At 68.3% G+C, this 16,335-nt stretch carries 15 protein-coding genes; 7 read left to right on the top strand and 8 right to left on the bottom strand.

Annotation, left to right across the window (positions count from 1 at the left end; all coding sequences use genetic code 11):
- Window positions 1-174 precede the first annotated feature (174 nt).
- Entirely contained in the window at window positions 175-1,482 is a 1,308-nt protein-coding gene (locus ACN8ZM_RS16180) for a solute carrier family 23 protein (protein WP_043184635.1), read from the top strand.
- Between the two features lie 59 nt (window positions 1,483-1,541).
- On the opposite strand, the gene ACN8ZM_RS16175 is transcribed toward ACN8ZM_RS16180, so the two are convergent.
- The gene (locus tag ACN8ZM_RS16175) at window positions 1,542-2,426 is read right to left on the bottom strand and encodes a transcriptional regulator GcvA (protein ID WP_175025881.1); all 885 of its coding nucleotides are present in this window, start codon (window positions 2,424-2,426) and stop codon (window positions 1,542-1,544) included.
- Between the two features lie 96 nt (window positions 2,427-2,522).
- Between ACN8ZM_RS16175 and ACN8ZM_RS16170 the strand changes: the two genes are divergently transcribed.
- On the top strand, window positions 2,523-3,161 hold the full coding sequence (locus ACN8ZM_RS16170) for a chromate transporter (protein WP_043184631.1): 639 nt from the start codon (window positions 2,523-2,525) through the stop codon (window positions 3,159-3,161).
- Entirely contained in the window at window positions 3,158-3,685 is a 528-nt protein-coding gene (locus ACN8ZM_RS16165) for a chromate transporter (protein WP_043184629.1), read from the top strand. Before ACN8ZM_RS16170 ends, ACN8ZM_RS16165 begins: the two co-directional genes overlap by 4 nt.
- A 43-nt stretch (window positions 3,686-3,728) precedes the next feature.
- Here ACN8ZM_RS16165 and ACN8ZM_RS16160 read toward each other — a convergent pair whose 3' ends face one another.
- Complete coding sequence (locus ACN8ZM_RS16160; RefSeq protein ID WP_089451398.1) at window positions 3,729-4,067, bottom strand: hypothetical protein; 339 nt, start codon at window positions 4,065-4,067, stop codon at window positions 3,729-3,731.
- Between the two features lie 282 nt (window positions 4,068-4,349).
- On the opposite strand from ACN8ZM_RS16160, the gene ACN8ZM_RS16155 reads away from it, so the two are divergent.
- The 4 genes from ACN8ZM_RS16155 to gor all read left to right on the top strand — a co-directional run bounded on the left by ACN8ZM_RS16155 (window position 4,350) and on the right by gor (window position 8,697).
- Entirely contained in the window at window positions 4,350-5,051 is a 702-nt protein-coding gene (locus tag ACN8ZM_RS16155; RefSeq protein ID WP_089451496.1) for a YoaK family protein, read from the top strand.
- A gap of 322 nt (window positions 5,052-5,373) precedes the next feature.
- Window positions 5,374-6,495: a porin gene (locus ACN8ZM_RS16150; protein ID WP_043184625.1), complete on the top strand. Its 1,122-nt coding sequence runs from the start codon at window positions 5,374-5,376 to the stop codon at window positions 6,493-6,495.
- A 375-nt stretch (window positions 6,496-6,870) separates the two neighbouring features.
- Complete coding sequence (locus tag ACN8ZM_RS16145; protein ID WP_043185162.1) at window positions 6,871-7,095, top strand: hypothetical protein; 225 nt, start codon at window positions 6,871-6,873, stop codon at window positions 7,093-7,095.
- Window positions 7,096-7,338: 243 nt separating this feature from the next.
- Window positions 7,339-8,697, top strand: coding sequence for a glutathione-disulfide reductase (gene gor / locus ACN8ZM_RS16140; protein WP_301769680.1), 1,359 nt, complete (start codon window positions 7,339-7,341; stop codon window positions 8,695-8,697).
- Between the two features lie 76 nt (window positions 8,698-8,773).
- Here the strand turns inward: gor and ACN8ZM_RS16135 are convergent, their stop codons facing one another.
- From ACN8ZM_RS16135 to ACN8ZM_RS16110, 6 genes are all read right to left on the bottom strand, one after another.
- Window positions 8,774-10,075: an NAD(P)/FAD-dependent oxidoreductase gene (locus ACN8ZM_RS16135; protein ID WP_420210297.1), complete on the bottom strand. Its 1,302-nt coding sequence runs from the start codon at window positions 10,073-10,075 to the stop codon at window positions 8,774-8,776.
- A gap of 25 nt (window positions 10,076-10,100) precedes the next feature.
- Complete coding sequence (locus tag ACN8ZM_RS16130; RefSeq protein WP_420210296.1) at window positions 10,101-11,405, bottom strand: NAD(P)/FAD-dependent oxidoreductase; 1,305 nt, start codon at window positions 11,403-11,405, stop codon at window positions 10,101-10,103.
- Between the two features lie 110 nt (window positions 11,406-11,515).
- Window positions 11,516-13,093, bottom strand: coding sequence for a DUF3138 family protein (locus ACN8ZM_RS16125; RefSeq protein ID WP_043184618.1), 1,578 nt, complete (start codon window positions 13,091-13,093; stop codon window positions 11,516-11,518).
- A gap of 116 nt (window positions 13,094-13,209) precedes the next feature.
- Complete coding sequence (locus ACN8ZM_RS16120) at window positions 13,210-14,049, bottom strand: ABC transporter permease subunit (protein WP_043178742.1); 840 nt, start codon at window positions 14,047-14,049, stop codon at window positions 13,210-13,212.
- Window positions 14,046-15,032, bottom strand: a complete 987-nt coding sequence (locus ACN8ZM_RS16115; RefSeq protein WP_043178743.1) for an ABC transporter permease subunit — start codon at window positions 15,030-15,032, stop codon at window positions 14,046-14,048. Before ACN8ZM_RS16115 ends, ACN8ZM_RS16120 begins: the two co-directional genes overlap by 4 nt.
- Before the next feature lie 10 nt (window positions 15,033-15,042).
- Window positions 15,043-16,197, bottom strand: a complete 1,155-nt coding sequence (locus ACN8ZM_RS16110; protein ID WP_420210295.1) for an ABC transporter ATP-binding protein — start codon at window positions 16,195-16,197, stop codon at window positions 15,043-15,045.
- Window positions 16,198-16,335: the final 138 nt, after the last annotated feature.

The following is a 16,335-nucleotide window of genomic DNA, read 5'->3' as shown; positions in this document are numbered from 1 at the left end:
ACCGGGCCGCACGTTCGTGCCCCGTTTCGCGCGCACGGCCAGCCGTGCTTGGCGCTTGCCGGCCCGCGCATCAGTGCGCTTGCCAGCCCCATTTCCGCTCCGTAAACTCGCGCCAGATTCCAGACCGGCGCATCTTCTGCAGCCGGCGACCGACCGACAGGAGCCCTTTTCCCCATGTCCGATTCCTACTTCCCGCGCTGGCGGGTGCAATCGACCGGCGCGGCATCGCGCGTGGTCGGCCCCGACGAGCGCCTCGCGTGGCCGCAGATGGTCGCGATGGGCGTGCAGCACGTCGTCGCGATGTTCGGCTCGACGGTGCTCGCGCCGCTGCTGATGGGCTTCGACCCGAACCTGTGCATCTTCATGTCGGGCATCGGCACGCTGCTGTTCTTCGTGCTGGTCGGCGGCCGCGTGCCGAGCTACCTCGGCTCGAGCTTCGCGTTCATCGGCCTGGTGATCGCGGTGACCGGCTACGGCGGCAGCGGCCCGAACCCGAACATCCCGGTCGCGCTCGGCGGGATCATCGCGTGCGGCGTCGTGTACGTCGCGCTCGGCCTGCTGGTGCAGGCGATCGGCACGCGCTGGATCGAGACGCTGATGCCGCCCGTCGTGACCGGCGCGGTGGTCGCGGTGATCGGGCTGAACCTCGCGCCGATCGCGGTCAAGGGCGTGTCCGCGTCGACCTTCGAATCGGTGATGGCGCTCGTCACGGTGCTGTGCGTCGGCGGCGTCGCGGTGTTCTCGCGCGGCATGGTGCAGCGCCTGCTGATCCTCGTCGGGCTGGTGATCGCCTACGCGATCTACGCGGTCGCGACCAACGGGATGGGGCTCGGCAAGCCGATCGATTTCTCGATCGTCGGGCATGCGGCCTGGTTCGGGGTGCCGAGCTTCCGCGCGCCGGTGTTCGATCCGCACGCGATGCTGATGCTGGCGCCGATCGCGGTGATCCTGGTCGCGGAAAACCTCGGCCACATCAAGGCCGTCAGCGCGATGACGGGCACCAGCCTCGACCGCTACGTGGGCCGCGCGTTCATCGGCGACGGGCTCGCGACGATCGTGTCGGGCAGCGTCGGCGGCACGGGCGTGACGACCTACGCGGAGAACATCGGCGTGATGGCCGTCACGCGGATCTACTCGACGCTGGTGTTCGCGGTGGCCGCGGTGATCGCGATCGTGCTCGGCTTCTCGCCGAAGTTCGGCGCGGTGATCCAGACGATTCCGGGCCCGGTGCTCGGCGGCGTGTCGATCGTCGTGTTCGGGCTGATCGCGGTGACGGGCGCGCGGATCTGGGTCGTCAACAAGGTCGACTTCTCCGACAACCGCAACCTGATCGTCGCGGCCGTCACGCTGGTGCTCGGCGCCGGCGACTTCTCGCTGAAGATCGGCGGCTTCGGGCTCGGCGGGATCGGCACCGCGACGTTCGGCGCGATCATCCTGTACGCGATCCTGCGCAAGGAAAAGGAACCGGGCCCGGTGGTCTGAGCGTTCGGCGGGCGGCGTCCTGCCGCCCGCGTCATCTTCTTCGTCGCGCGCCAGCGCGACTACGCGCCGACGTTCGACTGCGTCTGCAGCCACGCGCAGAACTGCGCGACCAGCGGATCGTCCGCCGGCGCGCGCGGCGCAATCCACCAGTAGCTGCGCGTCGCAATGCGCGGCCCCGCCAGCGGCATCACGAGCCGGCCGCTCGCCAGTTCGTCGTCGATCAGCGGCAGCGGGCCGAGCGCGACGCCGAGCCCGTCGACGGCCGCCTGCAGCGCCAGGTAGAAGTGGTCGAACGACTGCCGCTTGCGCCCCTTCATCGCCACGCCGGCCGCCGCGAACCAGTCGCGCCAGCCTTCCGGCCGCGTATCCGAATGCAGCAGCACGTGCCGCGCGAGATCGTCCGCGCGGGCGATCGGCACGCGCTTGAGCAGCGCGGGGCTGCAGACCGGAATTACGCTTTCGTCGAGGAAGTGGCCGCTTGTGCAGTTCGGCCAGTGGCCGGGGCCGCGGCGGATCGCGACGTCGAAACCGTCGAGCGTGTCGAGCGGCGCGTTCGACGTCGACAGCTTCAGTTCCACGTTCGGCACGTCGCGCTGGAACCGCGACAGGCGCGGCAGCAGCCATTTCATCGCGAAGGTCGGCAGCGCGTTGATGCGCAGCACGCGCGCCGCGCCCGTGTTGCGTAACTGCTCGGTCGCGAGCGCGATGCTGTCGAACGCGGCGCGCACGGTGTCGAGGTAGCGGCGGCCTTCGTCGGTGAGCTTCACGCGCTTGCCGTAGCGGTGGAACACCGGCTTGCCGAGCCATGCCTCGAACCCGGCGATCTGCCGGCTGATGGCACCATGAGTCACATGCAGCTCATCGCCGGCGGCGCTGAAGCTTTCGTGTCGTGCCGCGGCTTCAAAGGCCCGAAGCGCGGAAAAGGGCGGGAGATCGCGTGCCATGCTTGTGATTCTAGATCACAAGGACGCGCCGATAAAATCGTTTTGCCAGCGTCTGGAACGGCGGTAACCTCGGTTCACCGTTTCGTGAGGAGCCCCATGCAATCCGCTTTTCCGCCTGCCGCCCCGCCGCCAGCCGCGTCGCCCCGCCGTGTCGGCCTCGCCGAGCTGTTCACCGGCTTCCTGTCGCTTGGCCTCATGTCGTTCGGCGGCGCGCTGCCGTTCGCGCGGCGCACCATCGTCGAAGAGCGCAAATGGCTCTCCGCCGACGAATTCACCGATCTGCTCGGGCTGTGCCAGTTCCTGCCGGGCGGCAACGTGATCAACCTGTCGGTGGCCGTCGGCATGCGCTTTCGCGGCGTCGCCGGCGCGTTCGCCGGCATTCTCGGGCTGATCGCGGGCCCGACGCTCGTCGTCGTCGCGCTCGGCGTGCTGTACGCGAAGACGCAGAACGATCCGCGCGTGCAGCACCTGTTCGCGGGGCTCGCCGCGGCGGCGGCCGGGCTGCTCGTCGCGATGGCCGTGAAGGTCGCGAAGCCGCTGCGGCATGCCCGCGCGGCAGCCGGCATCGCGGCGCTCGCGTTCGTCGCGATCGCGGTGCTGCGCATCCCGCTGCTGACCGCGATGCTCGTGCTGACGCCCGTCAGCATCTGGCTCGCGTCGCGGCGCCGCGATGCGGATACGCCGCAGCCGGCGCCGGCCGTGGCGCGCGACACGCAGCGAGGAGACCGGCCATGAACGACACGCTGATCGCCATCGCGACGATCTTCAGCCAGTTGTCGCTGCTCGCGTTTGGCGGCGGCAACACGATCCTGCCGGAGATGCAGCGGCAGGTCGTCGACGTCCATCACTGGATGAGCGCGCACGAGTTCACCGCGCTGTTCGCGCTGGCCCAGGCGGCGCCCGGGCCGAACATGATGATCGTGTCGCTGGTCGGCTGGCACGTGGCCGGCTGGAGCGGGTTGCTGGTCGCGTCGCTCGCGAAGTTCGGACCGTCGTCGATCGTCACCGTGCTCGCGCTGCATGCGTGGGAGCGCTTTCGCGACCGGCCGTGGCGCCGCTATGTGCAGCAGGGGATGATGCCCGTCACGGCCGGGCTGGTCGCGGCGAGCGCGGTGCTGATCTCGGAAGCGTCGAACCGCACGGCGATCCAGTGGGGCATCACGGCCGCGTGCGCGGTGCTCGCGTGGCGCACGCGCATCCATCCGCTGTGGCTGCTCGCGGGCGGCGCGCTGATCGGACTCACGGGCATCGGACAGTGAGCGATCCTTCACGCAGCCGGCCGTTGCCGGCTGCGGCCGCCCGCTACTGCGACGCCGGCAGGTCGCTGTTCACGATCCCGAGCAGCCGGCCGCGCTCGCTGCCGACGTCGTCGGTCGTCGCGGGCCAGTCGACCACGTATCCGGCCTCGAGCGCATCGCGCATGATCGTGCCGTAGTCGGCCTTCGCGACCTTGCCGCCGCGCAACGCGTCGGCCACCTCGTGCTTCAGCTTCGGCGTGAACGACGGATAGGCGGCCACCAGCGCCGCGTACTGGCGCGCATCGATCTCGCCCGATTCGCGGTTGAACGCCCAGACGGCCACCAGCACGATCGCGGCGAACGGGATCACGGTGTAGCGCAGGAAGAACTTCGCGAGTGTCATTCGAAGGCTCGGTGAGGCGGCGCGGGGGCGATCGGGGCGCAACCGGGCTCAGGCCGCCCGGTATACTCGGCCGGCGCCGCGGCGGCGAAACCTGCGCGATGGACACGTTCCGGCCGGCGCCGCGCGGCGGGAATCCGCCCCCCGACGGCGGGCATTATATTGGCGCGCGGCACGCGGCGATGCCCGGCCGCGCAGCGCCGGCGGCGTTCGCGCCGGCCGGCAGAACTGAATTTCGCACCGCCCGCCGCGCGCGGCCGGGCGGCGCGCACCACGGGAGGCTCGATGGATCTCGACGGCGCCAGCCGCAATCTCACTGTCGCCGCGTTGCTGACGCTGTCCGGCGGCTACCTCGACGCGTACACGTATGTCGGCCACGGCCACGTGTTCGCGAACACGATGACCGGCAACGTCGCGCTGCTCGGCATCAACCTGTCGGCCGGCGAATGGGCCGCCGCGCTGCATCACGTGCCGCCGCTCGGCGGCTTCGTGGTCGCGGTGTTCGTCGCGCACCTGCTCGGCCTCGCCGCACAGCGCGGCTGGATGCGGCACACGGCGTTCACGAGCCTGCTCGTCGAGATCGCCTTTCTCGGCGTCGCCGCGAGCGGCCTCGTCGGCGCGTCGAGCGCCTGGCTGATTCCGGGGATTTCGTTCGTCGCGACGCTGCAGACGCTGTCGTTCACCCATCTCGAGGAACTGTCGTACACGTCGGTGATGACGACCGGCAACCTGCGGCGCGCCGCGCAGAAGCTGTTCGTCGGGCTGATCCCGCGCTACGACGCGGGCGCGCTGCACGACTCGGCGCTGCTCGCGACGATCAGCTTCTGCTTCCTGGCCGGCGCGGTGGTCGGCGGCCTCGTGACGCGGCTCGTGCCGGACGTCGCGCTGTGGGGCGCCGTGCTGCTGCTCGTCGGCGCGTTCGCGGAAATCGTGCGGCGTGCGTGGCGTCGCCGCGCGACGCCCGGCGAGCCGCCGGCCGCGGCGTAACGGTAGCGGGGCATCCCGCCGGCGCTCCCGGCCGCCTGCCTGTTTCCCCGCGCCCGCGGGGTGAGTCTTACAGTCCTAACGGTCCGTCAGCCGCGTGGCCGAATGCTGCTGCGCGGCACCCGACGCCCGCCGGGCAAGCCTCGCACGCGCAGCGTTGTGCGCGGGCGACAGTTCTGCCGTTACCGCGCATTTCAATTTCTTTCAGCGATTGCACTCGTCATATGATTCAGCCCACATCGCGCGCGCCAAGAACGTGAGCGATCGCCACCCGGCTGCGCACGCGGCCGGCCATGAATGGAGACACCTACAAAAAGGAAAGCTCATGAAGCAGACCACCCGACTCGCAGCCATCGCAGGGGGCGCCGCGCTCGCATTCGCCAGCCAGTACGCGGCCGCACAAAGCTCGGTCACGCTGTGGGGCGTCGCCGACGCCAGCATCCGCTACCTGACCAACGCCAACGCCAAGAACGACGGCCTGCTGTCGATGACCAACGGCGCGATCACCAACAGCCGCTTCGGCATCTACGGCACGGAAGACCTCGGCGGCGGCCTGAAGGCCGTGTTCAACCTCGAAAGCGGCGTGAACCTGCAGAACGGCGCATTCGCCGACAGCGGCCGCCTGTTCAACCGCGCAGCGTACGTCGGCCTGCAGAGCCCGTACGGCACGGTGACCCTCGGTCGCCAGAAGACGCCGCTGTTCGACCTGCTGTCGGACACCTACGATCCGCTGACGGTCGGTAACTACCTCGAAAACGCGTGGCTGCCGGTCGCACTCGGCGGCGGCCTGTATGCAGACAACCAGATCAAGTACACGGGCAAGTTCGAAGGGCTGACCGCGAAGGCGATGTACTCGACCGGCACCAACTACGAATCGACCGGCGCCGGCGGCTTCTCGGGCCAGATCCCGGGTTCGCTCGGCAAGGGCAATGCGTGGGGCGTGTCGCTGTCGTACGTGATGGGCCCGCTCAGCATCGCAGCCGGCGCGCAGCAGAACAGCGACAACTCGGCGCGCAAGCAGACGATCTACCACGCGAACGTCGTGTATGCGTTCAGCAAGGCGAAGATCTACGCGGGCTACCTGCGCTCGAAGGACGACACGGGCTTCGTCGACAGCCTGCTCGCGCAGCAGTCGATTCCGGTCGCGAAGGGCACTGGCCGGATCGACGACGGTCCGTTCGCCGGCGTGAGCTGGCAGGTCAGCGCGCCGCTGACGCTGACGGGCGCGTTCTACTACGACCATATGCGCAATGCGATGACCACCAACGGCACGCTCGCGAGCGGCAACCGCTACGCGGTCGTCGGCATCGCCGAGTACGCGCTCAGCAAGCGCACGGAAGTGTACGGCACCGTCGACTTCAACAAGACGAGCGGCGCGGCGAACGTCGAGCTGCCGGGTCGCAGCAACCAGACCGGCATCGCGATCGGCCTGCGCAATATCTTCTGACGAACGTCGGAACGCACGCGCCGGCAGTCGTCCGGCACGCATCGAAGGGGCGCCGCGAGGCGCCTCTTTTTTTTCGTCACGCGACCTTCATACGCGCGCACGACTATTCGGCGAATGCTTCATCACGAGACCCCCGCGCCGTAAGGGATCCGTCGGCAATCCAGAACATACTTTTACAGTACGCGCGCAGGCTTTCCGCTACGCTGCGTGCATCGCCCGTTGCGTGCCGTGAGGCGCGCGCGTGCGTCGTTCCGGTCGCGCTCGGCGAGTGCGGCCGGCCTGGTGCGTAACTTGTGTATCCGGTGATGACAATCGCGGTCCGCCGGTTTTTTTCGTGGGACGATGCGCTCACGATTTTCTTGAAAGGGGATGACGATGGGTATCCTGAACACCGTGGGTGAAATCGCTGGCGCAGTCGCAGCTGTCGAAGGCGCGGAAAAGCTGGATCCGGATGCGGGCCTGCTGACCAAGGCGGCGGCAGCCGTCGCCGGCTTCAAGGGTGCGGAAGCGATCGAAGGCATGCTCGAGAAGAAGGAAGAGCAGCCGCAGCAGGCAGACGACACGCAGGCGACGGACGGCAGCGACACGTCGCAGGCCTGAGCATGGCGGCTGGTCCGGCCGCGGGCGCGCCCTTCGCGCGCCCGGGCGGACCGGTGCCGCGCAGCCGGCCGTCGGGCATGCGGTCGATCGGTGACGCATGGCACACCCGGCAGCTGGGTTGATCGGCGAGAGGCAACGTCTCTCGCCGTTTTTTATTGGGCGCGCTCCCGGCTGCACCGTGCGCCGCACGAATGCCGGAATCTTGCTATCGTGCCTTCATCCGAACTGCGATGAGGGAATGCGATGGATTTCGACTACGACCTGTTCGTCATCGGCGCCGGCTCGGGCGGCGTGCGGCTCGCGCGCATGTCCGCGTCATACGGCGCGCGTGTCGGCATAGCGGAAGAGGAGCAGATCGGCGGCACCTGCGTGCTGCGCGGCTGCATTCCGAAGAAGCTGCTCGTCTACGCATCGCACTACCCGCACGAAGTCGAGGACGCGAAGGGCTTCGGCTGGACCTTCGGCGCCGGCACGTTCGACTGGCCCGCGCTGATTGCCGCGAAGGATCGCGAGATCAACCGGCTCAGCGACATCTACATCAACCTGCTGCGGCAATCGGGCGTCGAGATGCACGCCGGCCGCGCGACGCTCGTCGACGCGCACACGGTCGCGATCGGCGAACGCACGATCCGCGCGCGCCACATCGCGATCGCGACCGGCTCGCGCCCGTCGCACCCGGCGCGGCCCGGCATCGAGCACGCGATCACGTCGCGCGAGGCGCTGTCGCTCGCCGCGCTGCCCAAGCGCATCGCGGTGGTCGGCGGCGGCTATATCGCGGTCGAGTTCGCGGGCATCTTCAACGGCCTCGGCAGCCACGTCGACCTGTTCTATCGCGGCGAGAAGATCCTGCGCGGCTTCGACGACGACGTGCGCCAGTTCCTGACCGACGAGATGACGAAGCAGGGCGTCGCGATCCACGCGCGCTCGGTGGTCGAGTCGATCGAGCGCGCGGATGACGGCACGCTGAGCGTGCGCGTCGGCGATGCGCGGCACGGGCCGTACGATGAGGTGCTTTATGCGACCGGCCGCGTGCCGAACGTCGACGGGCTCGGACTCGAACAGGCGGGCGTGGCGCTCGATGCGCGCGGCGCGATTGCCGTCGATGCGTATTCGGCGACGTCGGTGCCGTCGATCCATGCGATCGGCGACGTCACGTCGCGCCCGCAGCTCACGCCGGTGGCGACGCGCGACGGCGGGCTGCTCGCCCGCACGCTGTTCGGCGGGTCGCGCGTCGCGGCCGATCACGAATGGGTGCCGTCGGCGGTGTTCAGCCAGCCCGAAGTCGCGACGGTCGGCCTCACCGAAGCGACCGCGCGCGACCTGTACGACGGCGACGTCGACATCTACCGCACGTCGTTCAAGGCGCTGCGCCATACGCTGTCGGGCCGCGACGAGCGCACGCTGATGAAGCTCGTCGTCGCGCGCGACAGCCAGCGCGTGGTCGGCGCGCACATGGTCGGCCGCGATGCGGGCGAGATCATCCAGGGCATCGCGATCGCGATTCGCGCGGGCGCGACGAAGGCGCAGTTCGACGACACGATCGGCATCCATCCGACCGCGGCCGAGGAGTTCGTGACGATGCGGCAGAAGGTGGCCGACTAGCGAGAGCGCGTCGGCGCTCGGCGGCAAGAAACGGCTGCGTTTCGGCGCAGCCGTTTTTCGTCGATGTGGCCGTTGCTCAATGCACGCCGAACGCGTCGAGCAGCCGGTACCAGCTCATCGCGAGCACCAGCGCCGGCGTGCGCAATGCCTCGCCGCCCGGGAAGTCGCGATGGCGGATCTTGTCGAACAGGTCGAAGCGGCTCGCCTGGCCGTCGATCGCCTCGGCGATCAGCTTGCCCGCGAGCGCGGTGGTGTTCACGCCGTGCCCCGAGAACCCCTGCGCGAAATACATCGTCGGCGCGATGCGGCCGAAGTGCGGCGCACGGTTCATCGTGATGTCGACGAAGCCGCCCCATGCGTACTCGACCTTCACGTCCGTGAGCTGCGGGAACGTCTTCAGCATGTCCGCGCGCATCGCCGCCGCGAGATCGCGCGGCTCCCGCGTCGAATAGCTGACCTTGCCGCCCCATACGAGCCGCGTGTCGGGCGCCGGCCGGAAATAGTCGAGCACGAAGCGGCTGTCGCAGATCGCCGCGCGTGCGGGCATCAGCGCGGCGGCGCGCGCGTCGCCGAGCGGCTCGGTCGCGATCACGTAGGTGCCGACCGGCATGATCTTCTTCGCCAGCGCGGGCGCGAGCGTGCCGACGAAGGTATTGCACGCGAGCACGACGAAGCGCGCGCGCACGTTGCCGCCGCTCGTCTCGACGACATGGCCGCCCGCGACGTCGCGCACGCGCGTCACGCAGCTGTCCTCGTGGATCCGCACGCCCGCATCGGTCGCCGCGCGGGCGAGGCCGAGCGTGTAGTTGAGCGGATGGAGGTGGCCGCTGTCGGGGTCGTACAGCCCGCCGCAATAGCGGGCCGACTGCACGTAGTCGCCGAGTTCGTCGGCTTCGACGAAGTGGAGGCGGTCGTAGCCGAAGCGCTTCGCGGCCTCGTCGCGCCAGCGCTTCAGCGAATCGGCGTCACGCTCGGTGTTCGCGGCGGTCAGGTAGCCGGGCACCAGCGCGCAGTCGATGTCGTGCCTGGCGATGCGCGACTTCACGAGCGCCAGCGTTTCGAGCCCCATGTCCCAGATGCGCTTCACGTCGCCTTCCGGCATGAATTGCCCGAACGTGTCGATGTCGCACGCAAACCCGCCGATCAGCTGACCGCCGTTGCGGCCGCTCGCCGCCCATCCGACCCGCGACGCTTCGAGCACGGTCACCGAATGGCCGCGCTCGGCGAGGTTGAGCGCGGCGGACAGGCCCGTGAGGCCCGCGCCGATCACGCACACGTCGGCGTCGATCGTGCCGGCGAGCGGCGCGTGGCGGGTCGTATCGTTGGCAGTCGCCGCGTAGTAGGACGCGACGTGCGGCTGGTTGGCGAATGTCTGCATGATCAGGAGAGCGGAGAAAGTGGGCTCAGAACAGCTCGCGCACGCGGTGGTACAGCATCCCGAGTTCGAGCGCGGGTTGCCGCCAGGCGTCGCCGCCGGGGAAACGCCGGTGACGGATGCGCGAGAACAGGTCGAACGCGCGCGTGTCGCCCGCGATCGCGCCGGCGACCGCGCGCCCGGCGATGCCGGTGAGCGCGACGCCGTGCCCGCTGAAGCCCTGGACGTAGAAGAAGTTCGGATCGAGTGCGCCGAAATCCGGCGCGCGGTTGCGCGTGACGTCGACGAAGCCGCCCCACGCGTGGTCGACGCGCACGTCGCCGAGCTGCGGGAACACGCCGACCATGCGGCGCCGGATCGTTTCGGCGAGCGTGGCGGGCGACGCGCCGGCTGAATTCGCGCGACCGCCGAACAGCATCCGGTGGTCGGCCGACAGCCGGAAATAGTCGAGGAAGAAATTGTTGTCGCACACGGCTTCGCGTTGCGCGATCAGCGCGTTGGCGCGTGCCTGGCCGAGCGGCTCGGTCGCGATGATGTACGACGCGATCGGCGCGATGCGCGCGGCCGTCGCGGCCGGCAGCACGCCGCCGGGGCCCGCGTTGCAGCACGACACGACGAAGCGGCAGCGCACGTCGCCCGACGGCGTGCGCACGACGGGCCGCGCACCGCGCGCGACGTCGAGCGCGGGCGTATGCGCGTACAGCGCGACGCCCTCGCGCCGCGCGGCATCGGCGAGGCCGAGGCAGTACTTGAGCGGATGCAGGTGGCCCGACAGCGGATCGTGCACGCCGGCCAGATAGCGTGTCGACGCGATGCGCGTGCGGATGTCGGCGGGTTCGAGCCACGCGAGCGACGGATGGCCCCAGCGTGACGTCGCGGCGTCCATCCACGCGTGCAGGTCGTCGATGCGGCGCGGCTTCGTCGCGACCGTCAGGTAGCCGCGCGTGAAATCGCAGTCGATTCCGTAGCGCGCGATCCGCTCGGCGATCAGCGCGACGCCGTCGAGCGACAGCGACCACGCGGCGCGTGCGCCGTCGGCGCCGAGCTGCCGTTCGATCTCCTCGTCCTTCGCGAAGCCGGTGATCGCCTGGCCGCCGTTGCGGCCCGACGCGCCCCAGCCGGGCCGGTGCGCGTCGATTACCGCGACGGACAGCCCGCGTGCGCGGCAGTCGAGCGCCGTCGACAGGCCGGCGAAGCCGGCGCCGATCACGCAGACGTCGACGTCGATCGTCCCGTCGAGCGACGGGTCGTCCACGGCGGGGCGTTCGGCCGTCGCTTCGTAGTACGAGTCGCGCGCGAGCGCATCGGCGCGGCGGGTGAAAGACTGCGTCATGAATCCGACTCCCTCGTTGCAGCCGGCGCCGGTGCATCGCGCACCGTCATCCGGCCGGTAAAACGGCGCGGGACGCCGTGCGCACGGCACGGCGTCCCGCGCACCCCGCGTCAGAACGAATAGATGAACTGCGTCGCGAGCAGATCGTTGGACTTGCCGTACGACCCGTCGTTGCGCAGGAACACCTTGTTGTTCGCCCAGTCGTGGCGGTATTCGACCTTCACGGTGATCTGCTGGGTCGGATAGAACAGCAGGTCGAGCGCGACATCCTGGCGTACCGCCCCCTTGCACTCGAAGCCCAGGCCGCCGCCGGCCTTCGACTGTGCGAGGCAGTCCGCGTCGACGCCGAAGCCGTTGCTCGGATCCATCCCGTTGCCGTTCAGCGCGATGCCGCCACCGCCGCCGCCGTTCTTCGAGTTGGCGAGCAGGTCATAGCGCAGCGTCACGCCCATGCGGCCGACCACCGGTGCGTTGAACTTGCGGTGCGCGAGCAGCGACAGGCCGTACCACTGCGCGAGCCCGCCGTTGAACGCCGCATGCTGCTGACGGCCGTAGTCGACTTCCGCGTTGTACTGAATGTCGGCGAGCGTGTAGGTCGCGTCGAGTTCGCCGAAGAAGAACGAACCGTATGCGCTCGGCGCCGCGCCGCCCGGGCCGTAGTGGACGACGCCGTTCGCATCGATCGCGCTCGAGAGCGTCTGGCGGCCGATGTTGAACGAACCGCCGAGATCGAGCGCACTCGACCACGTGTAGTCCGCGCGCGCGGTGAAGGTCGGCACCTTGTTGCTGGTGGTGATCGGATCGCCGAGCGCGTTGGTGCCCGTCGTCGTGACCGAACCGTACGTGCGGTACTGCTCGTTGCCGAGGAAGAACTTCCACGCCCAGTTGCCCTTCGTGTAGTTCGCGCCGATACCGACGTAGCTGCCCGGATCCGAGAAATCGTACAGCAGGTTGTGCGTGAGCGTGAGCATCTGGTTCGACTGCTGCACCTCGTAGCCGCCGAAGCTCGGGATCAGGCCGGCGACCAGCGTCGTCTCGGCGGTGATCGGCACGTTGACGACCGCCGTGTTCAGCAGGTTGTCGGTGATCGAGCCGCGCGAGTTCTGCAGCAGCGTGATGCCGTTGCCGCGGTTCGGCATCAGCGTGATTTCCGCCGACGGCGCCATCGGGCCGACGCCGAAGGTCTTCTTGATGTCGAGGTAGAGATCGCCGAACGTGCTGTTGAAGTAGTTGTACGCGTTCTCGTGGTTCGCGAACAGGAACGACGACGTGCCGGGCGCGCGGTTGTAGATGTAGGTCGGATCGATGTAGCCCGTGACCGACAGGCCGGCGAGCGGGCCTGTGTTGGCCGCATCGGTCAGCGAGTCGACCTTCAACTGCTGGTTCGCGATCTGCTGCTTCATTTCGCCGACCTCGTCGTTGGTCAGCGTGGCCTGTGCCTTGCCATAGTCCGGCGAGCTCGGATCGACGGCCACCGCGACCGGCGCGGCGCCAGCCCCTGCCTTCGTGCCGGCCTGGGCGGTGGCGGTGCCGCCCTTGGCCGACAGTTGTGCCTGCATCGCCTTCATCTGCTTCTGCAGCGCCGTGACCTGCGCCTGCAGCGCCTTGATCTCGGCGGATGTCGAGTCGGCCAGCGCGATGCCCGGCAACGCGCCGGCCACCAGCAGGCAGATCAGTTTCTTCTTCATTGCGGATTCTCCTTGTCGTGCGCCTGTCAAATCGGGATCGAATCGCGCGCCCCCCCTGGGGCAGCGCGTCTTGCTTGTCTGCAGTCCTTGTTATATTTGACGCGGGTGGCGGGGCGTCACGCCACCGCGAACGCCGCCTTCATGTCGGCCATGCGGCGCCGCTCGCGCGCGATCATCATCCGGTTCACGACGATCACGCCGATCGTCACGGCCGTGATGAACAGCGTCGCCAGTGCGTTCATCTCCGGGTTCAGCCCCAGCCGCACGCGCGAGAACACCACCAGCGGCAGCGTCGTCGAGCCCGGCCCGGACAGGAACGCCGACAGCACCAGATCGTCGATCGACAGCGTGAACGACAGCAGCCAGCCCGACAGCAGCGCCTGCGAGATCAGCGGCAGCGTCACCACGAAGAACACCTTCAGCGGCGTCGCGCCCAGATCCAGCGCTGCCTCTTCGAGCGACTTGTTCATCTCCTTCACGCGCGACTGCACGATGATCGCCACGTACGACACGCACAGCATCACGTGACCGATCCAGATCGTCACCATCCCGCGGCCCTTCGGCCAGCCGAACATCTGCTCCAGCGCCACGAACAGCAGCAGCAGCGAGATGCCCTGGATCACTTCCGGAATCACCAGTGGCGCGTTGATCATCCCCGTGTACAGCGTGAAGCCCTTGAAGCGGCCGAAGCGCGCGAGCACGAAGCCCGCCCACGTGCCGATCACGACCGACGCGGTGGCGGTCAGCAAGCCGATCTTCAGCGACAGCCATGCGGCGGTCAGCAGCTCGTCGTCGTCCAGCAGCGCCGAGTACCACTTCAGCGAGAAGCCCGACCACACCGTCACCAGCTTCGACTCGTTGAACGAGTACACGATCAGGCTGATGATCGGGATGTACAGGAACAGGAAGCCGAAGGCGAGAACGCCCGTCGACAGCGGTTTGCTCGGCTTGATCATTTCGCGTCCTCCAGTTCCTTGACCTGGTAGTACTGGAACAGCGCCATCGGCACCAGCAACAGCAGCACCATCGCGACCGTCACTGCGGACGCCATCGGCCAGTCCATGTTGTTGAAGAATTCATCCCACATCACACGGCCGATCATCAGCGTGTCGGCGCCGCCGAGCAGTTCCGGAATCACGTACTCGCCCACCGCCGGGATGAACACCAGCAGGCTGCCGGCGATGATCCCGTTCTTCGACAGCGGCAGCGTGATCCGCGTGAACGCGACCCACGGTTTCGCGCCGAGGTCGTACGCGGCTTCGAGCAGCGTGAGGTCCATCTTCACGAGGTGCGCGTACAGCGGCATCACCATGAACGGCAGGTACGAATAGACCATCCCGATGTAGACGCCGGCATCGCTGTGGTAGAGGCGCAGCGGCGTGTGGATGATGCCGAGCGCGATCAGCGTGTGGTTCAGCAGGCCGTCGTCCTTCAGGATGCCGATCCATGCGTACACGCGGATCAGGAACGACGTCCAGAACGGCAGCATCACGGCCATCATCAGCACGTTGCGGCGATTCGGTTCCGAGCGCGCGATGTAGTACGCCATCGGATAGCCGATCAACAGGCACAGCACCGTCGACACGGCGGCCATCTTCAGCGAGCTGAGGTAGGTCGCGATGTACAGGTCGTCCTGCAGCAGGAACGCGTAGTGCGACAGCTGCAGCGCGAAGTGCACGACGCCGTCCTTGATCTCGACGAGCGACGTGTACGGCGGAATGCCCATCACCTGGTCGGCGAAGCTGATCTTCAGCACCAGCACGAACGGCAGCGCGAAGAACACGGCCAGCCACAGGAACGGCACGCCGATCGCAACGCTGCGGCCCGACGGCAGGAAGCGCGACAGCGCGGCAAAGCGGCCCGGGCGGGCGCGGCCGGTGCCGGCGCTCGCGGCGCCGGTCGGCACCGGCGCGGACGGATTGGAGGCGGAGGTTCTCATCGTGGCGTCCTCACTGCGTCAGCACGACGCCGCTGGCCGGCGACCACGACACGAACACGTCGTCGTTCCACGCCGGTGCGCTGTCGTTCATCAGGTGCGAGCTCGACAGGTTCGACACCACCGTCTTGCCGCTCGGCAAGCGCACGTGGTACAGCGAGTAGCTGCCCATGTACGCGATGTCGGTCACGACGCCGCGCGCCCAGTTGTGTTTCGAGCTCGGTTTCTCGCGCGACACGTGAATGCGTTCCGGGCGCACCGAGATGCCGACCGGCATCCCGAGCGGGCCCGTGATGCCGTGGCTCACGTGCATGCGCGCTTCGAGGTCGTCGCTTTCGACGAAGATGTGGTCGGGCTCGTCTTCAACCACGCGCCCTTCGAACAGGTTCGTCGAGCCGATGAATTCGGCCGAGAAGCGGCTGTTCGGAAACTCGTACACCTCGCCCGGCGCGCCGATCTGCACGATCTTGCCTTCGCTCATCACCGCGAGGCGGCTGGCCATCGTCATCGCCTCTTCCTGGTCGTGCGTGACCATCACGCAAGTCACGTCGACCTTCTCGATGATGTTCACGAGTTCGAGCTGGGTTTTCTGGCGGATCTTCTTGTCGAGCGCGGACATCGGCTCGTCGAGCAGCAGGAGCTTCGGGCGCTTGACCAGCGAGCGGGCCAACGCGACACGCTGCTGCTGGCCGCCGGACAGTTGATGCGGCTTGCGCTGCGCGTACTTGCTCATCTGCACGAGCGCGAGCGCGTCGGCTACGCGCTCCTTGATCTCGTGCTTCGGCGTGCCTTCCTGCTTCAGGCCGAACGCGACGTTCGATTCGACCGTCATGTGCGGGAACAGCGCGTACGACTGGAACATCATGTTCACCGGACGGCGGTACGGCGGCAGCGACGCAAGATCTTCACCGTCGACGAAGATCTTGCCGGAGGTGGCCGTCTCGAGCCCGGCGAGCATGCGCAGCAACGTCGACTTGCCGCAGCCCGAGCTGCCGAGCAGCGCGAACAGCTCGTTCTTGGCGATCGTCAGGTTCACGTTGTCGACGGCCGTGCTGTCGCCGAATTTCTTCACGACGTTTTCGATGCGCACGAACGCGTCGTTTTGCGTACGGGCCGCGGCGGCCGGTTGGGTCTGTCGTGCAGCAGCGGAAGAGGGTATCGATTGCATGGGAGTCACCATTCGTTCTTCACGGATTGCAGGCGTGAGCGTCCCCGCACGAGGCGCGCAACGCGACTCGCGGACGACGGCTCGTGCCGGATGGAACAGTGCGCGCGGCGCGCGCGGGCGGACGGAGGTCCGCGGATC

The organism is Burkholderia aenigmatica (assembly GCF_048627025.1).
Classification (GTDB): domain Bacteria; phylum Pseudomonadota; class Gammaproteobacteria; order Burkholderiales; family Burkholderiaceae; genus Burkholderia; species Burkholderia aenigmatica.
Note: the sequence above shows the minus strand (reverse complement) of the source record. Positions and strands in the feature narration are given on the sequence as shown.